Origin of the sequence: Seohaeicola zhoushanensis, assembly GCF_014656415.1 — a bacterium.
Lineage (GTDB): Bacteria > Pseudomonadota > Alphaproteobacteria > Rhodobacterales > Rhodobacteraceae > Seohaeicola_A > Seohaeicola_A zhoushanensis.
This window is the reverse complement of sequence record NZ_BNCJ01000003.1, coordinates 172,075-190,583: the sequence shown is the minus strand read 5'-3', so window position 1 is coordinate 190,583 and position 18,509 is coordinate 172,075. Positions and strand designations below refer to the sequence as shown.

Annotated in this window: 14 protein-coding genes and 1 tRNA gene; 6 read left to right on the top strand and 9 right to left on the bottom strand. The window is 67.3% G+C overall.

Going from position 1 to position 18,509, the window contains the following annotated elements; genetic code table 11:
• Positions 1 to 106: 106 nt before the first annotated feature.
• Positions 107 to 2,839, bottom strand: coding sequence for a DNA gyrase subunit A (gene gyrA, locus IE266_RS08570; protein ID WP_189679649.1), 2,733 nt, complete (start codon positions 2,837 to 2,839; stop codon positions 107 to 109).
• Positions 2,840 to 3,051: 212 nt separating this feature from the next.
• On the opposite strand from gyrA, the gene IE266_RS08565 reads away from it, so the two are divergent.
• A complete protein-coding gene (locus tag IE266_RS08565) occupies positions 3,052 to 3,321 on the top strand; it encodes an usg protein (RefSeq protein WP_189679648.1) in 270 nt (89 codons plus the stop codon).
• On the opposite strand, the gene IE266_RS08560 is transcribed toward IE266_RS08565, so the two are convergent.
• Positions 3,318 to 4,271 (bottom strand): radical SAM protein, encoded by a 954-nt coding sequence (locus tag IE266_RS08560; protein WP_189679647.1) that lies wholly within the window; start codon positions 4,269 to 4,271, stop codon positions 3,318 to 3,320. The genes IE266_RS08565 and IE266_RS08560 overlap by 4 nt on opposite strands.
• A 186-nt stretch (positions 4,272 to 4,457) precedes the next feature.
• Here IE266_RS08560 and zwf point away from each other — a divergent pair, with 186 nt between their 5' ends.
• The 3 genes from zwf to pgi are packed head-to-tail and all read left to right on the top strand — an operon-like array spanning position 4,458 to position 8,222.
• Entirely contained in the window at positions 4,458 to 5,924 is a 1,467-nt protein-coding gene (zwf, locus tag IE266_RS08555) for a glucose-6-phosphate dehydrogenase (RefSeq protein ID WP_189679646.1), read from the top strand.
• Complete coding sequence (gene pgl, locus IE266_RS08550) at positions 5,921 to 6,592, top strand: 6-phosphogluconolactonase (RefSeq protein ID WP_189679645.1); 672 nt, start codon at positions 5,921 to 5,923, stop codon at positions 6,590 to 6,592. The genes zwf and pgl overlap by 4 nt, the downstream gene beginning before the upstream one ends.
• A 4-nt stretch (positions 6,593 to 6,596) precedes the next feature.
• Positions 6,597 to 8,222, top strand: coding sequence for a glucose-6-phosphate isomerase (gene pgi, locus IE266_RS08545; protein WP_189679644.1), 1,626 nt, complete (start codon positions 6,597 to 6,599; stop codon positions 8,220 to 8,222).
• Between the two features lie 150 nt (positions 8,223 to 8,372).
• On the opposite strand, the gene IE266_RS08540 is transcribed toward pgi, so the two are convergent.
• Together IE266_RS08540 and IE266_RS08535 are read right to left on the bottom strand one after the other, a co-directional pair.
• On the bottom strand, positions 8,373 to 9,527 hold the full coding sequence (locus tag IE266_RS08540; protein WP_229863955.1) for an HPP family protein: 1,155 nt from the start codon (positions 9,525 to 9,527) through the stop codon (positions 8,373 to 8,375).
• A gap of 95 nt (positions 9,528 to 9,622) precedes the next feature.
• Entirely contained in the window at positions 9,623 to 10,099 is a 477-nt protein-coding gene (locus tag IE266_RS08535) for an acyl-CoA thioesterase (RefSeq protein WP_189679643.1), read from the bottom strand.
• Positions 10,100 to 10,196: 97 nt separating this feature from the next.
• On the opposite strand from IE266_RS08535, the gene IE266_RS08530 reads away from it, so the two are divergent.
• Positions 10,197 to 11,816, top strand: a complete 1,620-nt coding sequence (locus tag IE266_RS08530) for a long-chain-fatty-acid--CoA ligase (protein ID WP_189679642.1) — start codon at positions 10,197 to 10,199, stop codon at positions 11,814 to 11,816.
• A gap of 94 nt (positions 11,817 to 11,910) precedes the next feature.
• On the opposite strand, the gene IE266_RS08525 is transcribed toward IE266_RS08530, so the two are convergent.
• Complete coding sequence (locus IE266_RS08525; protein WP_189679641.1) at positions 11,911 to 12,303, bottom strand: hypothetical protein; 393 nt, start codon at positions 12,301 to 12,303, stop codon at positions 11,911 to 11,913.
• Positions 12,304 to 12,585: 282 nt separating this feature from the next.
• On the opposite strand from IE266_RS08525, the gene IE266_RS08520 reads away from it, so the two are divergent.
• Positions 12,586 to 12,659, top strand: a tRNA-Gly gene (locus IE266_RS08520).
• Positions 12,660 to 12,674: 15 nt separating this feature from the next.
• Here the strand turns inward: IE266_RS08520 and IE266_RS08515 are convergent.
• The 4 genes from IE266_RS08515 to IE266_RS08500 all read right to left on the bottom strand — a co-directional run bounded on the left by IE266_RS08515 (position 12,675) and on the right by IE266_RS08500 (position 18,221).
• Entirely contained in the window at positions 12,675 to 13,874 is a 1,200-nt protein-coding gene (locus IE266_RS08515; protein ID WP_189679640.1) for a DNA methyltransferase, read from the bottom strand.
• Between the two features lie 40 nt (positions 13,875 to 13,914).
• The gene (locus IE266_RS08510; RefSeq protein WP_189679639.1) at positions 13,915 to 15,225 is read right to left on the bottom strand and encodes a T6SS phospholipase effector Tle1-like catalytic domain-containing protein; all 1,311 of its coding nucleotides are present in this window, start codon (positions 15,223 to 15,225) and stop codon (positions 13,915 to 13,917) included.
• 105 nt (positions 15,226 to 15,330) lie between these two features.
• Positions 15,331 to 16,182: a class I SAM-dependent methyltransferase gene (locus tag IE266_RS08505; protein WP_189679638.1), complete on the bottom strand. Its 852-nt coding sequence runs from the start codon at positions 16,180 to 16,182 to the stop codon at positions 15,331 to 15,333.
• An 11-nt stretch (positions 16,183 to 16,193) separates the two neighbouring features.
• On the bottom strand, positions 16,194 to 18,221 hold the full coding sequence (locus IE266_RS08500; protein ID WP_189679637.1) for an ASKHA domain-containing protein: 2,028 nt from the start codon (positions 18,219 to 18,221) through the stop codon (positions 16,194 to 16,196).
• Positions 18,222 to 18,509: the final 288 nt, after the last annotated feature.

Sequence of the window (18,509 nt, the reverse complement as noted above, 5' to 3'; positions counted from 1 at the left end):
CCGGAGTGAATCACTTAAAGGCTCCGCAGGGAGTCCCCCTTATGGGGCCAGATCCTAGGCCGCGAAAGTGGATCGGAAGCGCGGGGGCAGCGCCCCCGCGATCCCCTCAGTCGGTTTCTTCTTCTTCGCCCTGTTCGGCGATCCAGGCCACGCTGACGACTTCCTCGCCACGCGCGGTGTCGAAGACCTTGACGCCGCCGGCGCTGCGCGAGCGGAACGAGATCCCGTCCACCGGCACCCGGATCGACTGGCCGGTCGATGTGGCGAGCATGATCTGGTCGTCGAGATCGACCGGGAAGGAGGCCACCAAGTCGCCGCCGCGCATCGCCGCGTCCATTGCCCGCACGCCCTGGCCGCCACGGCCGCGCACGGGGTAGTCGTGGCTCGAGCTGAGCTTGCCAAGGCCCTTGGCGGTGATCGTCAGGATCAGCGTCTCGGCCGCAGACATCTCGGCATAGCGCTCCTGGCTGATCGTCGCCATGGCGTCGACTTCCGTATCCTCGTCGTCGCTCTGCTCGGCCTCGTCGGTCAGCCCCGCCACGGCACGGCGCATCTTGAGATAGGCCGCCCGCTCGTCCGCCCCGGCGTCGAAGTGCGGCAGCACCGCCATCGAGACGACCTTGTCCTCGGGTTGCAGGCGGATGCCGCGCACGCCGGTGGAATCGCGGCCCTTGAAGATCCGCAGGTCGGTAGTGGAAAAGCGGATCGCCCGGCCCAGCGCGGTGACCAACATCACGTCGTCGGTGTCCGAGGCGATGCGCGCGTTCACCAGGCTGGTGCCCTCGGGCAGCTTCATGGCGATCTTGCCATTGCGCTTCACATTGGTGAAATCGCCCAGCGCATTCCGGCGCACGTCGCCGTCCGAGGTGGCGAAGACGATCTGCAGGTCGTCCCAGTGATCTTCCTCGACATCCACCGGCATGATCGCCGCGATGGAGACGCCGGTCGGGATCGGCAGGATGTTGACGATCGCCTTGCCCTTGGCGGTGCGTCCGCCCTGCGGAAGACGCCAGGTCTTGAGCTTGTAGACCATCCCGTCGGTGGTGAAGAACAAGAGCTGGGTATGCGTGTTGGCGACGAAGAGTGTGGTCACCACGTCGTCGTCCTTGGTCTGCATTCCCGACAGGCCCTTGCCGCCGCGCCGCTGGCTGCGGAACTCGGCAAGCGGGGTACGCTTGATCCAGCCGGACTGGGTGACGGTCACCACCATGTCCTCGCGCTCGATCAGATCCTCGTCTTCCATGTCGCCGGCCCAGTCGACGATCTCGGTGCGGCGCGGCACCGCGAAGAGGTCTTTCACCTCGCGCAGCTCGTTGCCGATGATTTCCATGATGCGCTCGCGCGAGCCGAGGATCTCGAGGTATTCCTTGATCTTGCGCGCCAGTTCCTCGAGCTCGTCCGTCACTTCCTTGACGCCGAGCTGGGTCAGGCGCTGCAGGCGCAGGTCAAGGATGGCTCGGGCCTGCGTCTCGGACAGGTTGTAGGTCCCGTCCTCGTTCATCTTGTGGGTCGGGTCGTCGATCAGGCGGATATAGGCCGCGATGTCGGACGCCGGCCAGCGGCGCTCCATCAGCTTCACGCGGGCCTCGCCGGCATCGGCCGAGGAGCGGATGGTGGCGACCACCTCGTCGACGTTGCTGACCGCGACGGCCAGACCGCAGAGGATGTGGCTGCGCTCGCGCGCCTTGCGCAACTCGTAGGCGGTGCGCCGCGCCACCACTTCCTCGCGGAAGTCGATGAAGGCGGTGAGGAAACCGCGCAGCGTCAGCGTCTCGGGCCGACCGCCGTTCAGCGCCAGCATGTTGCACCCGAAGGAGACCTGCATCGGCGTGAAGCGGTAGAGTTGGTTCAACACCACGTCCGGGGTCGCGTCGCGCTTCAGCTCGATCACCACGCGCACGCCGTTGCGGTCGGATTCGTCCTGCACGTGGGCCACGCCCTCGATCCGTTTCTCGCGCACCGCCTCGGCGATCTTCTCGATCATCGAGGACTTGTTCACCTGGTAGGGGATCTGGTCGACGATGATGGCGTAACGGTCCTTGCGCAGCTCTTCCACACGGGTCTTGGCGCGGATGATGACGCTGCCCCGGCCTTCGAGATAGGCCTTGCGCGCGCCCGAGCGGCCCAGCATCAGGCCGCCGGTCGGGAAGTCGGGGCCGGGGACGTATTCGATCAGCTGTTCGCTCGACAGGTCGGGGTCGTCGATCAGCGCCAGCGTGGCGTCCACCACCTCGCCGAGGTTGTGCGGCGGGATGTTGGTGGCCATGCCGACCGCGATGCCGCCCGCGCCGTTGACCAGCATGTTGGGGAAGCGCGCGGGCAGAACCGCCGGTTCCTTGTCCTTGCCGTCATAGTTGTCGAGGAAGTCGACGGTTTCCTTGTCGATATCGGCCAGCAGGTAGTTGGCCGCCTTCGCCATCCGGACCTCGGTGTAGCGCATGGCTGCCGCCTTGTCGCCGTCCATCGAGCCGAAGTTGCCCTGGCCATCGAGCAGGGGCAGGGACATCGAGAAGCTTTGCGCCATCCGCACCAGGGCGTCATAGATCGCCGAGTCACCGTGCGGGTGGTATTTACCCATGGTGTCACCGACGGGGCGGGCCGACTTGCGGTAGGGCTTGTCGAAAGTGTTCCCGGTTTCGTGCATCGCGTAGAGGATGCGCCGGTGCACCGGCTTCAGCCCGTCGCGCAGGTCGGGAATCGCCCGGCTGACGATGACCGACATCGCATAGTCGAGATAGGACGTGCGCATCTCGGATTCGATGGAGACGCTGGGGCCGCTGAACACGGGGCGCTCGGGCGTTTCATCCGTGTTTTCAGGCGGTTCTGGGGTATCGCTCACGTGCTCTGCCGATTTCTTGTGCGTTGCTATATCTAGTGGGGCGACCTTATCAGATTACGAACATGCGGTGCAATGCCAAGAGGTTAGCGGATTTGGCAGCCGCGCGCCTAAAGTGATAACACGCTGTTTTTACTGACCTAAATCAATTCTGCCCTCGCCGTGCCACAAATCCGGGTTAAGCTGTTCCTACAGGCAACAAGATGAGGGTTCTCATGGTTGAGTGCGATACCGAGCTGATGCTCAAGGGGTATGGGCTGACCACGGCGGAGTTCTTTTATCGGATGCCAGACTACAAGCACGTGCTGAACACGTTTGTCTGGCAGACCTACGACCTCGCGCCGGATCACCCGAGACTGTTCGAGTTTGTCGAGTTCTGGCAACGCGAGATCGAAGGGCCGCTGCATTCGGTCCGCTTCACGCATCGCAAGCTGATCGGGCCGGGTGAATGGCAGAACCAGGTCGGCGAGTTCCGGCTACACTAGGCCGAGCAGCTGGCCCCGCCCAGCACGCAGAACTTGGCGCAATGGGGGTGGTTCAGCTGCACCGGCCGGGCCGCTTCGGCCAGGGTCTCGCCCAACTCGAACTCGGGGGAATAGGGTAGCAGGGTGCAGGCCACCACCGCGGCGCGCTCGGCACCCTTGCGGCGGATCACCATGCGGGAAGAGGCGCACATCACCGACTCGGGCGCCTTGTGCAGGATGCCCCAGCAGGCGGTGGTGATCTCGGGCACCTCGGCGCCCAGGTCCATCTCGGGGAAGATCACCGTCTCGCCGGGATTGTCGGCGTCGATCTCGAAGCCGTGCCGGGCATAGAGCCGGGCAAAACCCGTGCGTTGCTCGGCCATGTCATCGCCCCAGAGGCTGCGCCCCGCCACGGCCATGCGGATGCCGGTGTCGCGTAGCCATTCCATCCCCTTGATGGTGCGCGCAAAGCTGCCCGCGCCGCGTTCCTCGTCGTGGCGTTCCTCGTCGAAGTGGTCGAGCGAGATACGCAGCACCAGCCGGTCGCCGAACTCGGCCACCAGGTCGCGCAGACCCTCGCGCACTCGGGGCCGCATCATCGGCTGCATCGCGTTGGTCAGGATCAGCACCCGATAACCCCGCTCCAGCGCCAGCCGCGCCATCGCCACCATCTCGGGGTTCATGAAGGGCTCGCCGCCGGTGAAGCCGATCTCGGAGAGCGGCCAGCCCAGGACCTCGGCCTCGTCGAGATAGCCGCGCACCTCGTCCAGCGTCAGGTAGACCAGCGCGTCATTGGTCGGGCTGCTCTCGATATAGCAGTGGGTGCAGGCGATGTTGCAAAGTGTGCCGGTGTTGAACCATAGCGTCTCGGGGCGGCTCAGCGGCACGGACGCGCGGGCCGACCCGTCCGCCGTAAGGAAGGGGTCCTCGAACTTGCCGACATTGGCGGGTCGTTGCGCGATATCCTTCATCACGGGCTTCCAAATGGTGGCGTGTCCTTTCGAATTACCCTATGCCTGTCGCAAAGGAAACGCGGCGCTTGCGAAGAGTGACGCAGATGTGATGCGCGCTCGACAGGTCATTCCGTTTGCGCTAACAGTCGCGTCGAAACGCGGCGCCTTGGCCCGATCAAGAGGCCCCGAAAGGACAGGGACGATATGGTTTCACGCGTCATTCCCGTCGATCCGTTCGACCTCGTCATTTTCGGCGGCACCGGCGACCTTGCCCGCCGCAAGATCCTGCCAGCCCTGTTCCGTCGCTATTGTGCCGGCCAGATCCCGCCCGAGGCGGTCATCATCGGCGCCGCCCGTGCCGACTATGATGCCTCTGGCTATCGCGACTTCGCCGCCGAGGCGATCCGCGAATTCGCGCCGGGGCGATCCTGCGAAGACGGCACGCTTGGGCAGTTCCTCGACCGGCTCGACTTTGTCACTCTCGATGCGCGGGGCGATACCGGCTGGGGCGACCTGGCGGCGCGGTTGCAGCAGGGGCGGGTACGGGCCTTCTACTTCTCCGTCGGCCCCGGCCTTTTCGGAGACCTGGCAGAGCGGCTGCACAAGTGGGGCGTGGCCGATCCCGATTCGCGCATCGTGGTGGAAAAGCCCTTTGGCCACGACCTTGCCACCGCGCGCGAGCTGAACCAGACACTGGCGGCGCATTTCCAGGAAAGCCAGATCTACCGGATCGACCATTACCTCGGGAAGGAGACGGTCCAGAACCTGATGGCGGTCCGCTTCGGCAACATGCTGTTCGAGCCACTCTGGAATGCGCAATACGTCGACCACATCCAGATTACCGTGGCAGAGACGGTGGGCGTGGGCGGGCGCGGCGAATATTACGATACCGCCGGCGCGATGCGCGACATGATGCAGAACCACCTGATGCAGCTGCTCTGCCTCATCGCCATGGAGCCGCCGGCCCGGTTCGAACCGGACGCCGTGCGGGATGAAAAACTGAAGGTGATCCGCGCGCTCGATGACGTGCTGCCGCACCATATCGTGCGCGGCCAGTATGACGCCCAGCAGGGGGCCGAGAACGCCCATCCCTCATACCGCGAGGCGGTGGGCAATCCGCGCTCGAAGACCGAGAGCTATATCGCGCTCAAGACCCATGTATCGAATTGGCGTTGGGCCGGCACGCCCTTCTACCTGCGCACCGGCAAGCGGCTGAAGGCGCGCTCCTCGGTCATCTCGGTTATGTTCAAGGAGACGCCGCATTCGATCTTCGGGGCCGAGGCCGGGCGGCACGCCAATGTGCTGACCATCCGCCTTCAACCCAACGAGGGCATCACTTTGCAGGTGACGATCAAGGAACCGGGGCCGGGGGGAATGCGTCTTGTCGACGTACCGCTCGACATGACATTCGCCGAGGCCCTGGGGCCGGAAGGCAGCGACCCGCCGGACGCCTATGAACGGCTGATCATGGACGTGATCCGGGGCAACCAGACGCTGTTCATGCGCGGCGACGAAGTGGAGGCGGCCTGGGCCTGGACCGACCCTATAATCGCCGGATGGGTGCGGCGGGGCGAGGTGCCAAAGCCCTATGACAGCGGCAGCACCGGGCCGGGCGACGCCGACCTGCTGATGCAGCGCGACGGACGGGAATGGCGGGGGATCGTGCCATGAACATCATCGACTACGCCGACCGCGACATGCTCGCGATTCACCTCGCGCAGCTGATCGCGGGGCAACTGGAGACCGTGCTCTTCAACCACGAGCACGCCTCGCTCGCGGTGCCGGGCGGCACCACGCCGGGGCCGATCTTCGATGCGCTCTGTGCGGCGACGCTTGACTGGAGCCGGGTCTGCGTGATCCCGACGGACGAACGCTGGGTGCCCGAGGATGACGCCCGCTCGAACGCGCGGCTGATCCGCTCGCGTCTGCTGACCTCGCGCGCCGCCAAGGCGACGCTGGTGCCGTTCCACCGCGGCGGCGTCGAACCCGAGGCGGCGCTGGCGGATATCGCCGAGCGGCTGGCCCCCTGCCTGCCGCTCTCGGTGCTGCTGCTCGGCATGGGCGAGGACATGCACACCGCCTCGATCTTTGCGGGCGCGCCGGGCAGTGCCGAGGCACTGGCCGCCGATGCCGGCCCGGTCGCCGTGGTGCGGCCCGAGACCCAGCCCGAGACCCGCGTGACCCTGACCGCGCCGGTGCTCGACGGGGCGCTGTCCAAGCACCTGGTGATTTTCGGGGCAAGCAAGCGCGCGGCGCTCGAGCGGGCCTTGACCTTGCCGCCGGAAGACGCGCCAGTGCAGGCGGTGTTGACTGACATGACCGTGCACTGGGCAGAATGAGATCATGACACGCTGGGACGACCTGAAGCGCCTGCGGGCGGCCGCGGCTGAGCGCCACATCCTCGACCTTTTCGCGGCCGATCCGGGCCGTGCCGACGCATTCGCGCTCGAGACGCTGGGCATGCGGTTCGACTATTCCAAGACCAACATCGACGCCGCGCAGCGCGCGGCCCTGATCCGACTCTGCGATTCCGCCGGCCTGGCGGAACGGCGCGCGGCCATGTTCGAGGGGCGCGCCATCAACGAGACCGAGGGCCGCGCGGTGCTGCACACCGCGCTGCGCAATCTCGACGGCGGGCCGGTGCTGGTCGACGGGCAGGACGTGATGCCCGAGGTGCGCGCAACTCTGGCGAGGATGCGCGGCTTTGCCGAAGCGATCCGGTCGGGCGCCGTTCAGGGCGCGGGCGGGGCGATCACCGACGTGGTCAACATCGGCATCGGCGGCTCGGATCTCGGGCCGGCCATGGCGGTACTGGCGCTGGCGCCCTGGCATGACGGGCCGCGCTGCCATTTCGTCTCGAACGTCGATGGGGCCGATATCGCCGACACGCTGCGCGGGCTCGACCCGGCGCGGACGCTAGTGGTCGTTGCCTCGAAGACCTTCACCACCATCGAGACCATGACCAACGCGCGCACCGCCAAGGCCTGGATGCAGGAGGGCGGCGGCGATCTGGCACGGCAGTTCGCGGCGGTCTCGACGGCCGAGGAGAAGACGGCGGCCTTCGGCATCGACGCGGCCCATGTCTTCGGCTTCGAAGACTGGGTCGGCGGGCGCTATTCGATGTGGGGTCCGATCGGGCTGAGCCTGATGCTGGCCATCGGCCCGGCGGCCTTCGACGCTTTCCTGCGTGGCGCGCAGGCGATGGACCGGCACTTCCGCGCGGCGGAGTGGGGCGAGAACATGCCGGTGCTGCTGGCGCTGACCGGAATCTGGCACCACCAGGTCTGCGGCCATGGCACCCGCGCGGTGTTGCCCTACGACCAGCGGCTGCGGCGGCTGCCGGCCTATCTCCAGCAGCTCGAGATGGAGAGCAACGGCAAGTCGGTGGCGATGGACGGTGCGCCGCTGGACGGGCCGTCGGGGCCGGTGGTCTGGGGCGAGCCGGGCACCAACGGGCAGCACGCCTTCTACCAGCTGATCCACCAGGGGACGGCGGTGGTGCCCTGCGAGTTCATGGTGGCCGCCGCGGGGCACGAACCCGAGCTGGCGCATCATCACCGGCTGCTGGTGGCGAACTGCCTCGCCCAGTCCGAGGCGCTGATGCGGGGGCGGTCGCTGGCGGAGGCGCGGGCGAAGGTGGCCGGCCGTTTCGAGGATGCGGAATTGGAGCGGCAGGCGGCGCACCGGGTGTTTCCGGGCAACCGGCCTTCGGTCACGCTGATCTATCCGCAGCTCACGCCCGAGATCCTCGGGCAGATCATCGCGCTTTATGAGCACCGGGTCTTTGTCGAGGGGGTGATCCTGGGGATCAACTCCTTCGATCAATGGGGCGTGGAACTGGGCAAGGAGCTGGCCACCTCTCTGGGGCCGGTGGTGGACGGCACGGCGAGCGCCGCCGGCAAGGACGGATCGACCGCCGCGCTGGTGGATTTCGTGCACCGTCACGGGGGCGGATCCGGGGTGTCCTAGCTGGGACGGGGGGTCAACCTGTTGATTTTGCGCTGTTATCTCTGGGAGTGGTTTTCGGCGCGTGATGTCCCGAGGTTTGTGAACCCGTTTCAATGACTGCACGGGAGGCGCTACGGCGTTCGCGTGGTGCATCGCCACCGATCCTGCGGGTCAGTGCAGGGTCTCCTTGCGGGCCGAGGCGCGGGCAAGGGCGGCGATCAGGTCGGTGCGGGTCACGATGCCGACGATGCGGCCGCGCTGGAGAACGGGCACCGCATCGGTATCGCCATCGGCCATCAGCGGCAGGAGCGCGCCGATCGGGGTGCGCGTGGTGGCGCGTGGCAGGGCGACGCGCATGATGTCCTCGGCGCGCACGGGGCTTTCGCGGTTGCGGTCGAGCAGGCGGCGGAAGGCCGGTCCGAAGCCGCGATCGAGCCGCAGCGCATCCTCGCGGGCCCGGCTGATCAGGTGGATCTGGAAGATGACTCCCAGAAACTCGTTGTTCGGGCCTGTGACCGGCAGCGAGGTGAAATGGTGCTGGCGGAACAGGTCGGCGACTTCGGCGATTCCGGTCTCGGGCCGGACGGTGACAAGGTTGCGGGACATGATGTCTTCGGCGGTCATCGGACCCGCGTGATGCGCTGCAGCCTGAAGCTCGGCCGCCCCGATGAGGCGGGCCAGATCTTCGACCCCGAGGTTGAAGGACTGCCGATAGCGTTCGAGAATCTCTGCCAATTCCGCCTCTGACAGGCCGAGACGTTCGGGCGGGCTGCGGTCGGCCGTGCCGTTAGGGCTGGGTTCGTCGAACTGCCGGAAGGGATAGCGCCGACCTGTCGCCCGCGCGTAGAGCGCGGCGAGCACAACCAGCAGCGCGGTGCCCGCCGCAATCGGCGTCAGGGCGAACCAGAAGCCGAGGTGGTCGACCGCCTCGGGGCTCATCGCGGCGGTCATGGCGACCGCACCGGCGGGCGGATGCACGGCCCGGCAGAGCATCGTCGCCGTGATCGCGAGACCCACGGCGAGGGCGATCCGAAGCGCCGGATCGGGCACCGTCAGGCAGGCCGCCACACCGACGAGCGCGGCCACGCTATTGCCGACGATGGCGGACCAGGGCTGCGCCAGAGGGCTGTTCGGAACGGCGAAGAGCAGCACCGACGTCGCGCCGAAGGGGGCGACGAGATAAAGGCCGGTGGCAAGGTCGATGCCCGGTGAAAACACGAAGGCTCCGGCGAGTGCGAGACCGACCAGCGCGCCGAGACCGGCGCGCAGCGCCTCGACCGGCGACGCATGGGCCACGGCGGGTCCGAGAGATCTGAGGATGTTCAAGATTCGCGCCTCCGCGCGGATCCTGACCGAATTTACGAGGCAATGCGAAGGGGCAATGCGCGGCCGGGCGGAATTGCCGCGCGGCTGCCGTCGCCTCAGGCGCTCTCGTCCAGTGCCTTGTCGCGGGCGATGAGTTCCGCCTTGAGAGCGTCAGGCAGGATGAGGCGGCCTTCGCCGTCGGGGTGGCCGAGCACGACGATCACGCTCATCCGGGCGCGCAGGGCGCCGGCGGACCAGATCTGCTGGTCCATCGTGTAGGAGGAATTGCGGAAGGCGGCGATGCGGGCGGTGCAGATGTAATCCTCGTCGCGCAGCATCTCGCGGAGGTACCGCAGGTTCAGCGAATGCACGAGGATGCGCGGGCGCAGGTCGAAATGCGGCAGCAGGAAGGTTTCGCCATAGATCACGCGGACCGTCTCGAACCAGCCGAGATAGGCCTTGTTGTTGACGTGGTTCTGGCTGTCGAGCTCGGCGAAGCGGACGCGGTCGGCCAGCGCCATGGGCTGGGCGGCGTCGAGGCCCTGGGCCAGTTGTTCCTCGGGCGGAAGCGGGGTGTGGTAACGCAGCTGCATGATCCCGCGCTAATGGGCGACGTAGCGTTTCGCAAGGGCATTCTTGCCATTCCGGCAGTCACTTGGCAGGGTGCGCGCGAGTTGAGTGGAGGACTTTATGCTCGGACAGATGATGACCCAACCGCTGCTGATCTCGGCGCTGATCGACCATGCCGAGCGCTATCACGGCGGCACCGAGATCTGGTCGGTGAACACCACCGGGGGCACCGAGACGACCAGCTGGGGCGAGGTGGCCAAGAACGCGCGGCGGCTGGCCTCGGCGCTGGCCGGTATGGGCCTGGAGCCGCAGGCGCGCTGCGGCACTCTGGCCTGGAACAACCGGCGGCACCTTGAGATCTACTATGGCGTCTCGGGCGCGGGTTTTGTCTGCCACACGGTGAACCCGCGGCTCTTTCCCGAGCAGCTGGTCTATATCATCAACCACGCCGAGGACCGGGTGCTGTTCTTCGACCGCACCTTCCTGCCGCTGGTCAAGGCGATCCGGGGCGAGCTGAAGACGGTGCTCCATTTCGTCTACATGGGGCCGGCGGATGCCGAGGTCGCCGAGGGGGTTCCGGGCGTGCTGTTCTATGACGAGGTGGTCGCCGGCGGTGACGTCGATTTCGCCTGGCCGGTGTTCGACGAGAATACCGCATCGAGCCTCTGCTATACCTCGGGCACCACGGGGCACCCCAAGGGCGTGCTCTATTCGCACCGCTCGACCATGCTGCATGCCTTCGCCTCGAACACGCGCGACGTGATCGGCTATTCGGCGATGGACACGGTGATGCCGGTGGTGCCGATGTTCCACGTCAACGCCTGGGGCGCGCCCTATGCCTGCGCCATGTCCGGTGCGCGGATGGCGATGCCGGGGCCGGGGCTGGACGGCGAGAGCCTGGTCAAGCTGATCGACGCCCATGGCGTGACACTGGCGATGGGTGTGCCGACGATCTGGCTGGGGCTGCTGGGGGCTGCGAAGAAGATGGGCTCGAAGCTGGAGAGCCTGGAGCGTACGGTGATCGGCGGTTCGGCCTGCCCGCCGTCGATGATCGACACCTTCCGCGACCTCTATGGCGTGGACACGGTGCACGCCTGGGGTATGACCGAGATGAGCCCGCTGGGGTCGTCGAACCACCCGCTCGCCAAGCACCGCGACCTCTCCGAGGCCGAGCGCCGGGCGACGCGGTTGAACCAGGGTCGGCCGCCCTTCGGGATCGAGCTGAAGATCGTCGACGAGGCCGGCGCCGACCTGCCGCATGACGGGGTGACACAGGGCGACCTAATGGTGCGCGGGCCCTGGGTGCTGGAGAGCTATTTCCGCCAGGAGGGCGAAGATCTGCTGGCCGATGGCTGGTTCGCCACCGGCGACGTGGCGACGCTGGACGCCGACGGCTATCTCACCATCCGCGACCGGTCGAAGGACATCATCAAGTCGGGCGGCGAGTGGATCTCGTCGGTGGAGCTGGAGAATATCGCCATGGCTCATCCCAAGCTCGCCAATGCGGCGGTGGTGGGTGTGCCGCATCCCAAGTGGGACGAGCGGCCGCTGCTGGTGGCGGTGAAGGCCGAGGGCGAGGCGCCGACCGAGGCCGAGCTGCTGGCCTACTTCGAGGACAAGATCGCCAAGTGGCAGATCCCGGACAAGGTGGTCTTCGTGAAGACCCTGCCTGTGGGCGCCACCGGCAAGGTGCTGAAGCGCGAGCTGAAGTTGCAGTTCGCGGATGCGCTGAAGGGGTAGAGGCCCTTGATCGGCGGGCCTGCGGGGGCCCGCCACACGCAGTATTGTCGATCGCGCCCGGCAAGCGGGCGCGATCAGTTCTTTTCGCAGTGCCTCATGCCTTCGTCGGAGTGGTTCCGGGCGCCGGCTCGGGAGGCAGTTTGCAGCCCATGGTCCGCATCCGGGTGGTCACGGCGTCATAATTGCCCTTGGCGGCCGAAAGCGCGGTGGCGTTGTCCTTGGTCGCGGCCAGAGCGAAGGCCGCGGGCCAGAACAGGATTAGCGCCACGCCGGTGGCCAGCGCGTCGTTGTCCGCCGATTTCTGCTGTTGCGCGGTCAGGCTGTTGACCCGGCTCACGATCTCGTTGCGCTCTTCCATCAGTTGGTTGCAGTTGCGGCCTGCATAGGTAGAGGGGCTGACATAGCTGGCTTCGACCTGGCCGGGCGCCTGGGCACAGGCCGAGAGGGTGAGGCTGCCGACCATGGCCAGGGTGATGACACAACGCATTTGCGATCCTTTTCATTCATTTTAGATGAATCGCATCTGACGCTGAATGGCGTCATAAGAGTGGCGGGAAATGGGCAATTGGCGTCATCTGAATAAATTGTTTCGGTCAATTCTTTCCCGTTTGATGCAAATCGCAATACGGGAATTGCTTGCCCATTTGCCGGCATGACGGGATCCGAAAAAGCTGTTTCCGGAAGGCTCGGGGCCATGCAGGCGCGGGGGGTGGGACGCCCGGTTTTGCTGTTGCGAGGCTTCGCGCCTTTGGGTATGAAAGCCTCCATCGCGGGTGTAGCTCAATGGTAGAGCGAGAGCTTCCCAAGCTCCAGACGAGGGTTCGATTCCCTTCACCCGCTCCAGCCTTCCAGGTTTGATTATTCCCGCCGCAGCAGCACGATGCGGTTGGTGTTGGTGCCCTTGGCGCCGTTTTCGACGCCCCAGCAATTCGCGGTCTTGGTGAAGTTCTGCGCGTTCACCATGACGCCGAGGCGGTTGAAGGGCAGGCCTTCGGCGGCTTGCCAGACCGCGCGTTCCAGAAGGATCTTTCCCCGTCGGACTTCGCCCACCTCGAAGGCGACAATGCTGCCGGGGCGCAGCAGGCGGGCCATTTCGGCCAGCACGCGGGTTACCATTGCGGTCCAGGCGGCCTCGGTGCGGTGCTGGTCGATGGCCACGGAGCGGACGTCGATACCTGCGAACCAGCAGCGCAGCCAGTTGTCATCGGCATAGCGCACGATGTCGAGGAAGGGGGGCGAGGTCACCACCAGGTCGACGCAGGCATCGGGCAGGGGAATTTCCCAGGCCGGGCCTGTGCTGAGGGCGTGATCCGCCTCGGGGGCGGGCCCGTTGCGCAGGAGCGAGGCGGATTTGCGCAGGATCAACTCGGCGACGTCGCGTTCGGGCGGGGTGATGCCGAGGCGGGCGTTGATCTTCTCCTGGGTGGCCACCGAGACGGCCTGGTTGGGCGGCATCGAGCGGCCCGAGAAGAAGCCGGGCGAATGGCCGGATAGGCGGTTGAGCGCGACCATGCGGATCCAGTCGGTGGCCGCGTCGGGCGCCGGCCCATCGGGCGGCGCGCGCCGGGCGATCCATTGGCGCAGCGCCTCGATCCGTTCCAGCGTGGCCGGGTGGTAGAAGGCGAGCAGGTCGGTGCGGGTGATTTCGCCGCGTTTCCAGTCGACGGTGCCGAGCGCGCGGGTGATATCGTCGAGCGTGACCGCGCGCAGGCGCGGGCGGGTCAGCATCGCCGAGAGCGGGTTGATGTCGTTGCCAAGCGCGCGGCGGCCCATCAGCCCGGCCTGGACCGGCGTGGTGCCGCGGCCCATGAAGGGATCGAGCACCGCGCCGCCGCTGCCGGTCATGCGCTGGATGAAGAACTCGGGCAGTTGCGCCTTGAAGCAGGCACGGTAGGAAATCTCGTGGATCGGATGCGACTTGCGCTGTGCGGAGGTCCAGTATTCGTTAACGAAATAAGGAATACCATCGGCCGTGTCGGTTTGGGTCCGTTGGCCGAAGCCGCAGAAACCGCGCAGATCTTCCAACAGTTCGGCTGGCCCAGCGCTGGCGTCACTCATGGAAAAACCCTGCACGAGGCAGGGCTTGTCGCGCAAGCCTTCAGGAAGGGGGCAAGTTCGGAGGCCGGTAGTACGGGTCTTTAAGGACACGGGTACGCAGGCTGTCGTCGATCTCGTGGCCGGCTGGCACCGGGCGGGGCTCCTGCAGGGGCAGGTACCAGATGAGGCCGCGGCGATACCAGGCGGGCGGGCCGGGGGCGCGGCGTTTCAGCGACTTGGGTAGCACTTCGAGCAGGGCCCAGGCCGAGGCGGGCGAGGCGCCGCCGGGGAAGATCGAGTCGTGCAGCGGCGCGAGCGGGTCGGGCGCAGCATAGGGCAGGCCGCCGGGGGTGCGCCGGTCCGAGGGCTCGCCTTCGATGTAGTAGCGGCGGGCATTGCGCCGGAGCGCGAGGCCGGGGGTCGCATCGGGCGGGGGCGGCTTGCCTTCGGCGGTGTCCTCGGCGTGGGCCTCGCGTTCGGCGGCCTCCAGCGCGTCGAGCATCCAGAGCAGGGTGATCTTGCCGATGCCCGAACGGTCCTCGGGCGGGCTGCCGCCGATATCGCTGTGAAAGCCGGGAAACCACCGCTGGCGGACGATCTGGCGGCGGCGGCTGGAGGGGTTGCGGAAGTTGTTGCCGAAATAGAGCGGCGTGTCGCCATCGCGGTCATTCTCGGCGGGCTCCCACGCCTGCGCGCGGAACAGCGAGCGGCGTTCGTCGAGCGCCAGGGCGTGCAGGACGATGCGCACCGAGACGTTGGAATTGACGCTGGCATGGGTGCCGAGTTCGGCGGGGCTCTGGTATTTCCAGAGGTTCCTGAGCGGCCGGGTGAAGCGCAGGATCGAACTGACGGTGTCGAAGAGCAGCAAGGCACGGATCGGCGCGGGTTCGGGGCGCAGCACGCGTTCGTATTCGCGCAGGGACTGGAACAGGCGGTTGTTGTCGACCCGCCCGGTCTGCTCGGTCACGGCGCGATAGGCGCGGAAGACCGGGGCGATCAGGTGCAGCACCTCGGGGCGGACGAGCCCGAAGTTGTGGATGAAGCCGGCGAGCACGCGGACGGCATAGGCCCCGCGCGAGAAGCCTGCGAGGATGATGTCGTCATCCTCGCGGTATTCGCGGCAGATATGCGAATAGGCCTTGAGCACGTCGTCCTCGAGCCCGAGGCCGAAGGCGAGACCGAAGACGCCCTTGACCAGCTGCCGGGCGCGGCCGAAGAACTGCGGCCCGTCATAGGTGCCGACGCCCATCACGTAGTGGATGCGCTGGGTCTCGGTCTGGGCGAGGCACTTGTAGAGCTTGAGGACATTGGTCTCGCGGTCGCCGATCTCGTTGCCAGTGCCGTCGATGCAGATCACGAGCTTGCGGGGCATGTGCGCTCTCCGATGGGTCGGAGGCAGCATGACGTGCGGCGCGCGAAATTCAACCCCCGCGTGTGGGGCGGCGGGGTAAACCCCGCCCTACGCGATGCGGCGGTGTCAGCCTGCGGGCCGGGTGGCGCGGAAAAGATTGATCTGGGCGGGCAGACGGAAGGGGTCGTCTGAGCCGCGGGCGGCGAATTCCTCCAGCACGGCGGCGCGGATCGCGGCGGCGTCCTCGGGGGTGGCGTTGAAATGGGCCATGGTACGCACCGCCGGGCCGACCTGCATCACAAGGTCGGCGGCGCCCTCGGGGCCGCCGGGCAGGGTGAGGTCCAGCTCGACCACCTCCGCCTCGGCGTTCAGCCCGGCGTCGCGGAACATCCCCAACACGCGGTCGGTATCGTGGAAGGCCAGCGGCCCCGGCGCGTTGCGGTCGGTGCGGGGCGGCCGGCCGAGCCGGTTGATCGCCGCGATATGCGGCACGGTGAACCAGGGGTTGCGGTCGAGTGCGCCCCAGGCGGCGAAGGTCATCGCGCCCTCTGGTTTCAGCGTGCGGGCCATGTTGGCTAAGGCGGCGGTGGTGTCTTCGAAGAACATCACGCCGAAGCGCGAGATCACCGCGTCGCGGTCGTCCGGGCCGAAGCGGTGCACCTGGGCGTCGGCCGGCACCAGCTCGACATTGGGCAGGTGAGCGGTGCGCTCGCGCGCGCGGGAGAGCAGCAGCTCGGAGATGTCGGCGGCGAGGACATGGCCTGTTGGGCCCACCGCCGCGGCGGCGGCCAGGACGCTGGCGCCGGTGCCGCAGCCGATGTCGAGCACGCGCTGGCCGGGGCGCAGGGCGGCGCGGTCGAGGACGAGGTCGAGGACCGGCTGCAAGGCGGCGTCGAGCTGGTCCTGCAGGGTGATCCACTTCTGCCCGCCGGGGGAATGGCCCCAGTATTCCGCCTGGTCGGCATTCGTCCCGGTCATCGCCGTTCCTCCTATCCCCTCCTGCGGCGGCGTCCGCCACCGCCGCTGTCGCCGCCCTGATTGAAGCTGACATCGGGCAGGGTGACAATGCTGTTGAGGATCGGGAAGGGTTCGACCGCGTTGGGGATCGCCGAGGCGTTGACGAAATGCTCCTGGAAGCGCGGCTCGATCGCGGTCTCGACCTTGTGGATCTCGCGCACGGTCGCCTCGATCAGCGCGCGGGCCTCGCGGTTCAGGAGCGCGATGCGCGCGCCGGTGCCGGCGGCATTGCCGGCGGAGGTGACCTGGTCGAGCGGGGCGTCGGGGATCATGCCCAGCACCATCGCGTGTTTCGGCGAGATATGCGCGCCGAAGGCCCCGGCCAGCACGATGCGGTCGACGTGATCGACGCCGAACTTGTCCATCAGCAGCCGCGCGCCCGAGTAGAGCGCGGCCTTGGCCATCTGGATCTCGCGGATGTCGCGGTTGGTCACGGTGATGCGGCGGTCCTCGCTCTCCCAGACCAGGTAGGAATAGGTGCGCCCGTCGAGGATGCAGCGGTCGCTGCCGGTCTGCTCGGGCGAGCCGATCAGGCCGGAGGCGTCGAGCAGGCCGGCGAGGCGCATCTCGGCCACCATCTCGATGATGCCCGAGCCGCAGATGCCGGTGATGCCGGTCCTGGCGGTATCGGCGGCAAAGCCCGGATCGTCGGACCAGAGGTCGGAGCCGATGACCTTGAAACGGGGGGCCTTTGTCACCGGGTCGATCTCGACCCGTTCGATGGCGCCGGGGGCGGCGCGCTGGCCGGCGCTGATCTGGGCGCCCTCGAAGGCGGGGCCGGTGGGCGAGGAGCAGGCCAGAACCTTGTCGGTATTGCCGAGCAGGATCTCGGCATTGGTGCCGACATCGACCACCAGCAGCAGCTCCTTCGACTTGTCGGGCGCCTCGGACAGCGCCACGGCGGCGGCATCGGCGCCGACGTGGCCGGCGATGCAGGGCAGCATGTAGAGCCGCGCCGAAGGATGCAGGTCGAGCCCGACCTCGCGGGTGGTGAGGTTGAGCGCGTCCGAGGTGGCCAGCGCGAAGGGGGCCTGGCCGAGTTCGAAGGGGTCGATGCCGAGGAAGAGGTGGTGCATCACCGGGTTGCAGACCACCACCAGGTCGAGGATGTCGGCGCGGGTGATGCCGGCCTCGGCGCAGATCTGTCCGAAGAGGCTGTTCATCCCCTCGCGCACCGCCGCGGTCATCTCTGCCGCGCCGCCGGGGTTCATCATCGAGTAGGAGACCCGGCTCATCAGGTCCTCGCCGAAGCGGATCTGCGGGTTCATCAGGCCCGAGGAGGCCACCACCTCGCCCGACTGCAGGTCGCAGAGGTGGGCGGCGATGGTGGTGGAGCCGAGATCGACGGCCAGGCCGAAGATCGGCTCCTCGTGGAAGCCGGGCCAGACCTCGACAATGCGGGGCGGGGTACTGGCCTGGCCGAGGTGGATGGCGCAGGTGACCTGCCAGGCGCCCTTGCGCAGCTTGGGCTGGAGACCCTGCAGGATGTTCAGGTCGATCTGCACATCCTCGAGCTGCCATTGCGCCGCGAGCGCGTCGCGCAGGCGCTGGAGATCGCCCGAGGGGTCGTGCATGTCGGGTTCGGCGACGGCGACGTAGAAGAGCTTGACCGCCGGGTCCATGGTGATCTGGCGGGCTTCGGCGCGCTTGCGCACCACCTGCTTGTGGACCTGGCTTTCGGGCGGCACGTCGATCACCACGTCGCCCATGACGCAGGCCTGGCAGCCGAGGCGGCGGCCTTCCTTCAGCCCGCGCTTGGACTTGTAGCGTTCCTCCACCGCGTTCCAGTCGGAGAGCGCGCCCTCTGTTACCGTCACGCCGTGCTTCGGGAACTCGCCGTAGGAGGGGGTGATCTGGCAGCGCGAGCAGATGCCGCGGCCGCCGCAGACCGAATCGAGGTCGACCCCGAGCTGGCGGGCGGCGGTCAGGACGGGGGTGCCCACGGCGAAGCGACCGCGCTTGCCCGAGGGGGTGAAGACCACGAGGGGATCGTTGCTCATCTGTTGAATCCTTTGACGTCGCCTCGACCATAGCCGCGGGGTTGGGAGGCGAAAGGCGGGGCGCGGCATATTCGCGTCGGCCAGCGGCATTTGACGGGTTTTGCGCGGGGGGCGGCGGGGCTTTTGCCGGAGGGCTGTGGTTTGGGGGTGGGTGGTGCCCCCTCACCCTTCCCCTCTCCCCCGAGGGGAGAGGGGAGTGCTTTTGACTAGGGGTGGGGGTGGGATGGAGCGGTGGGTGCCCCCTCACCCTTGCCCTCTCCCCCGAGGGGAGAGGGGAGTGCTTTTGAT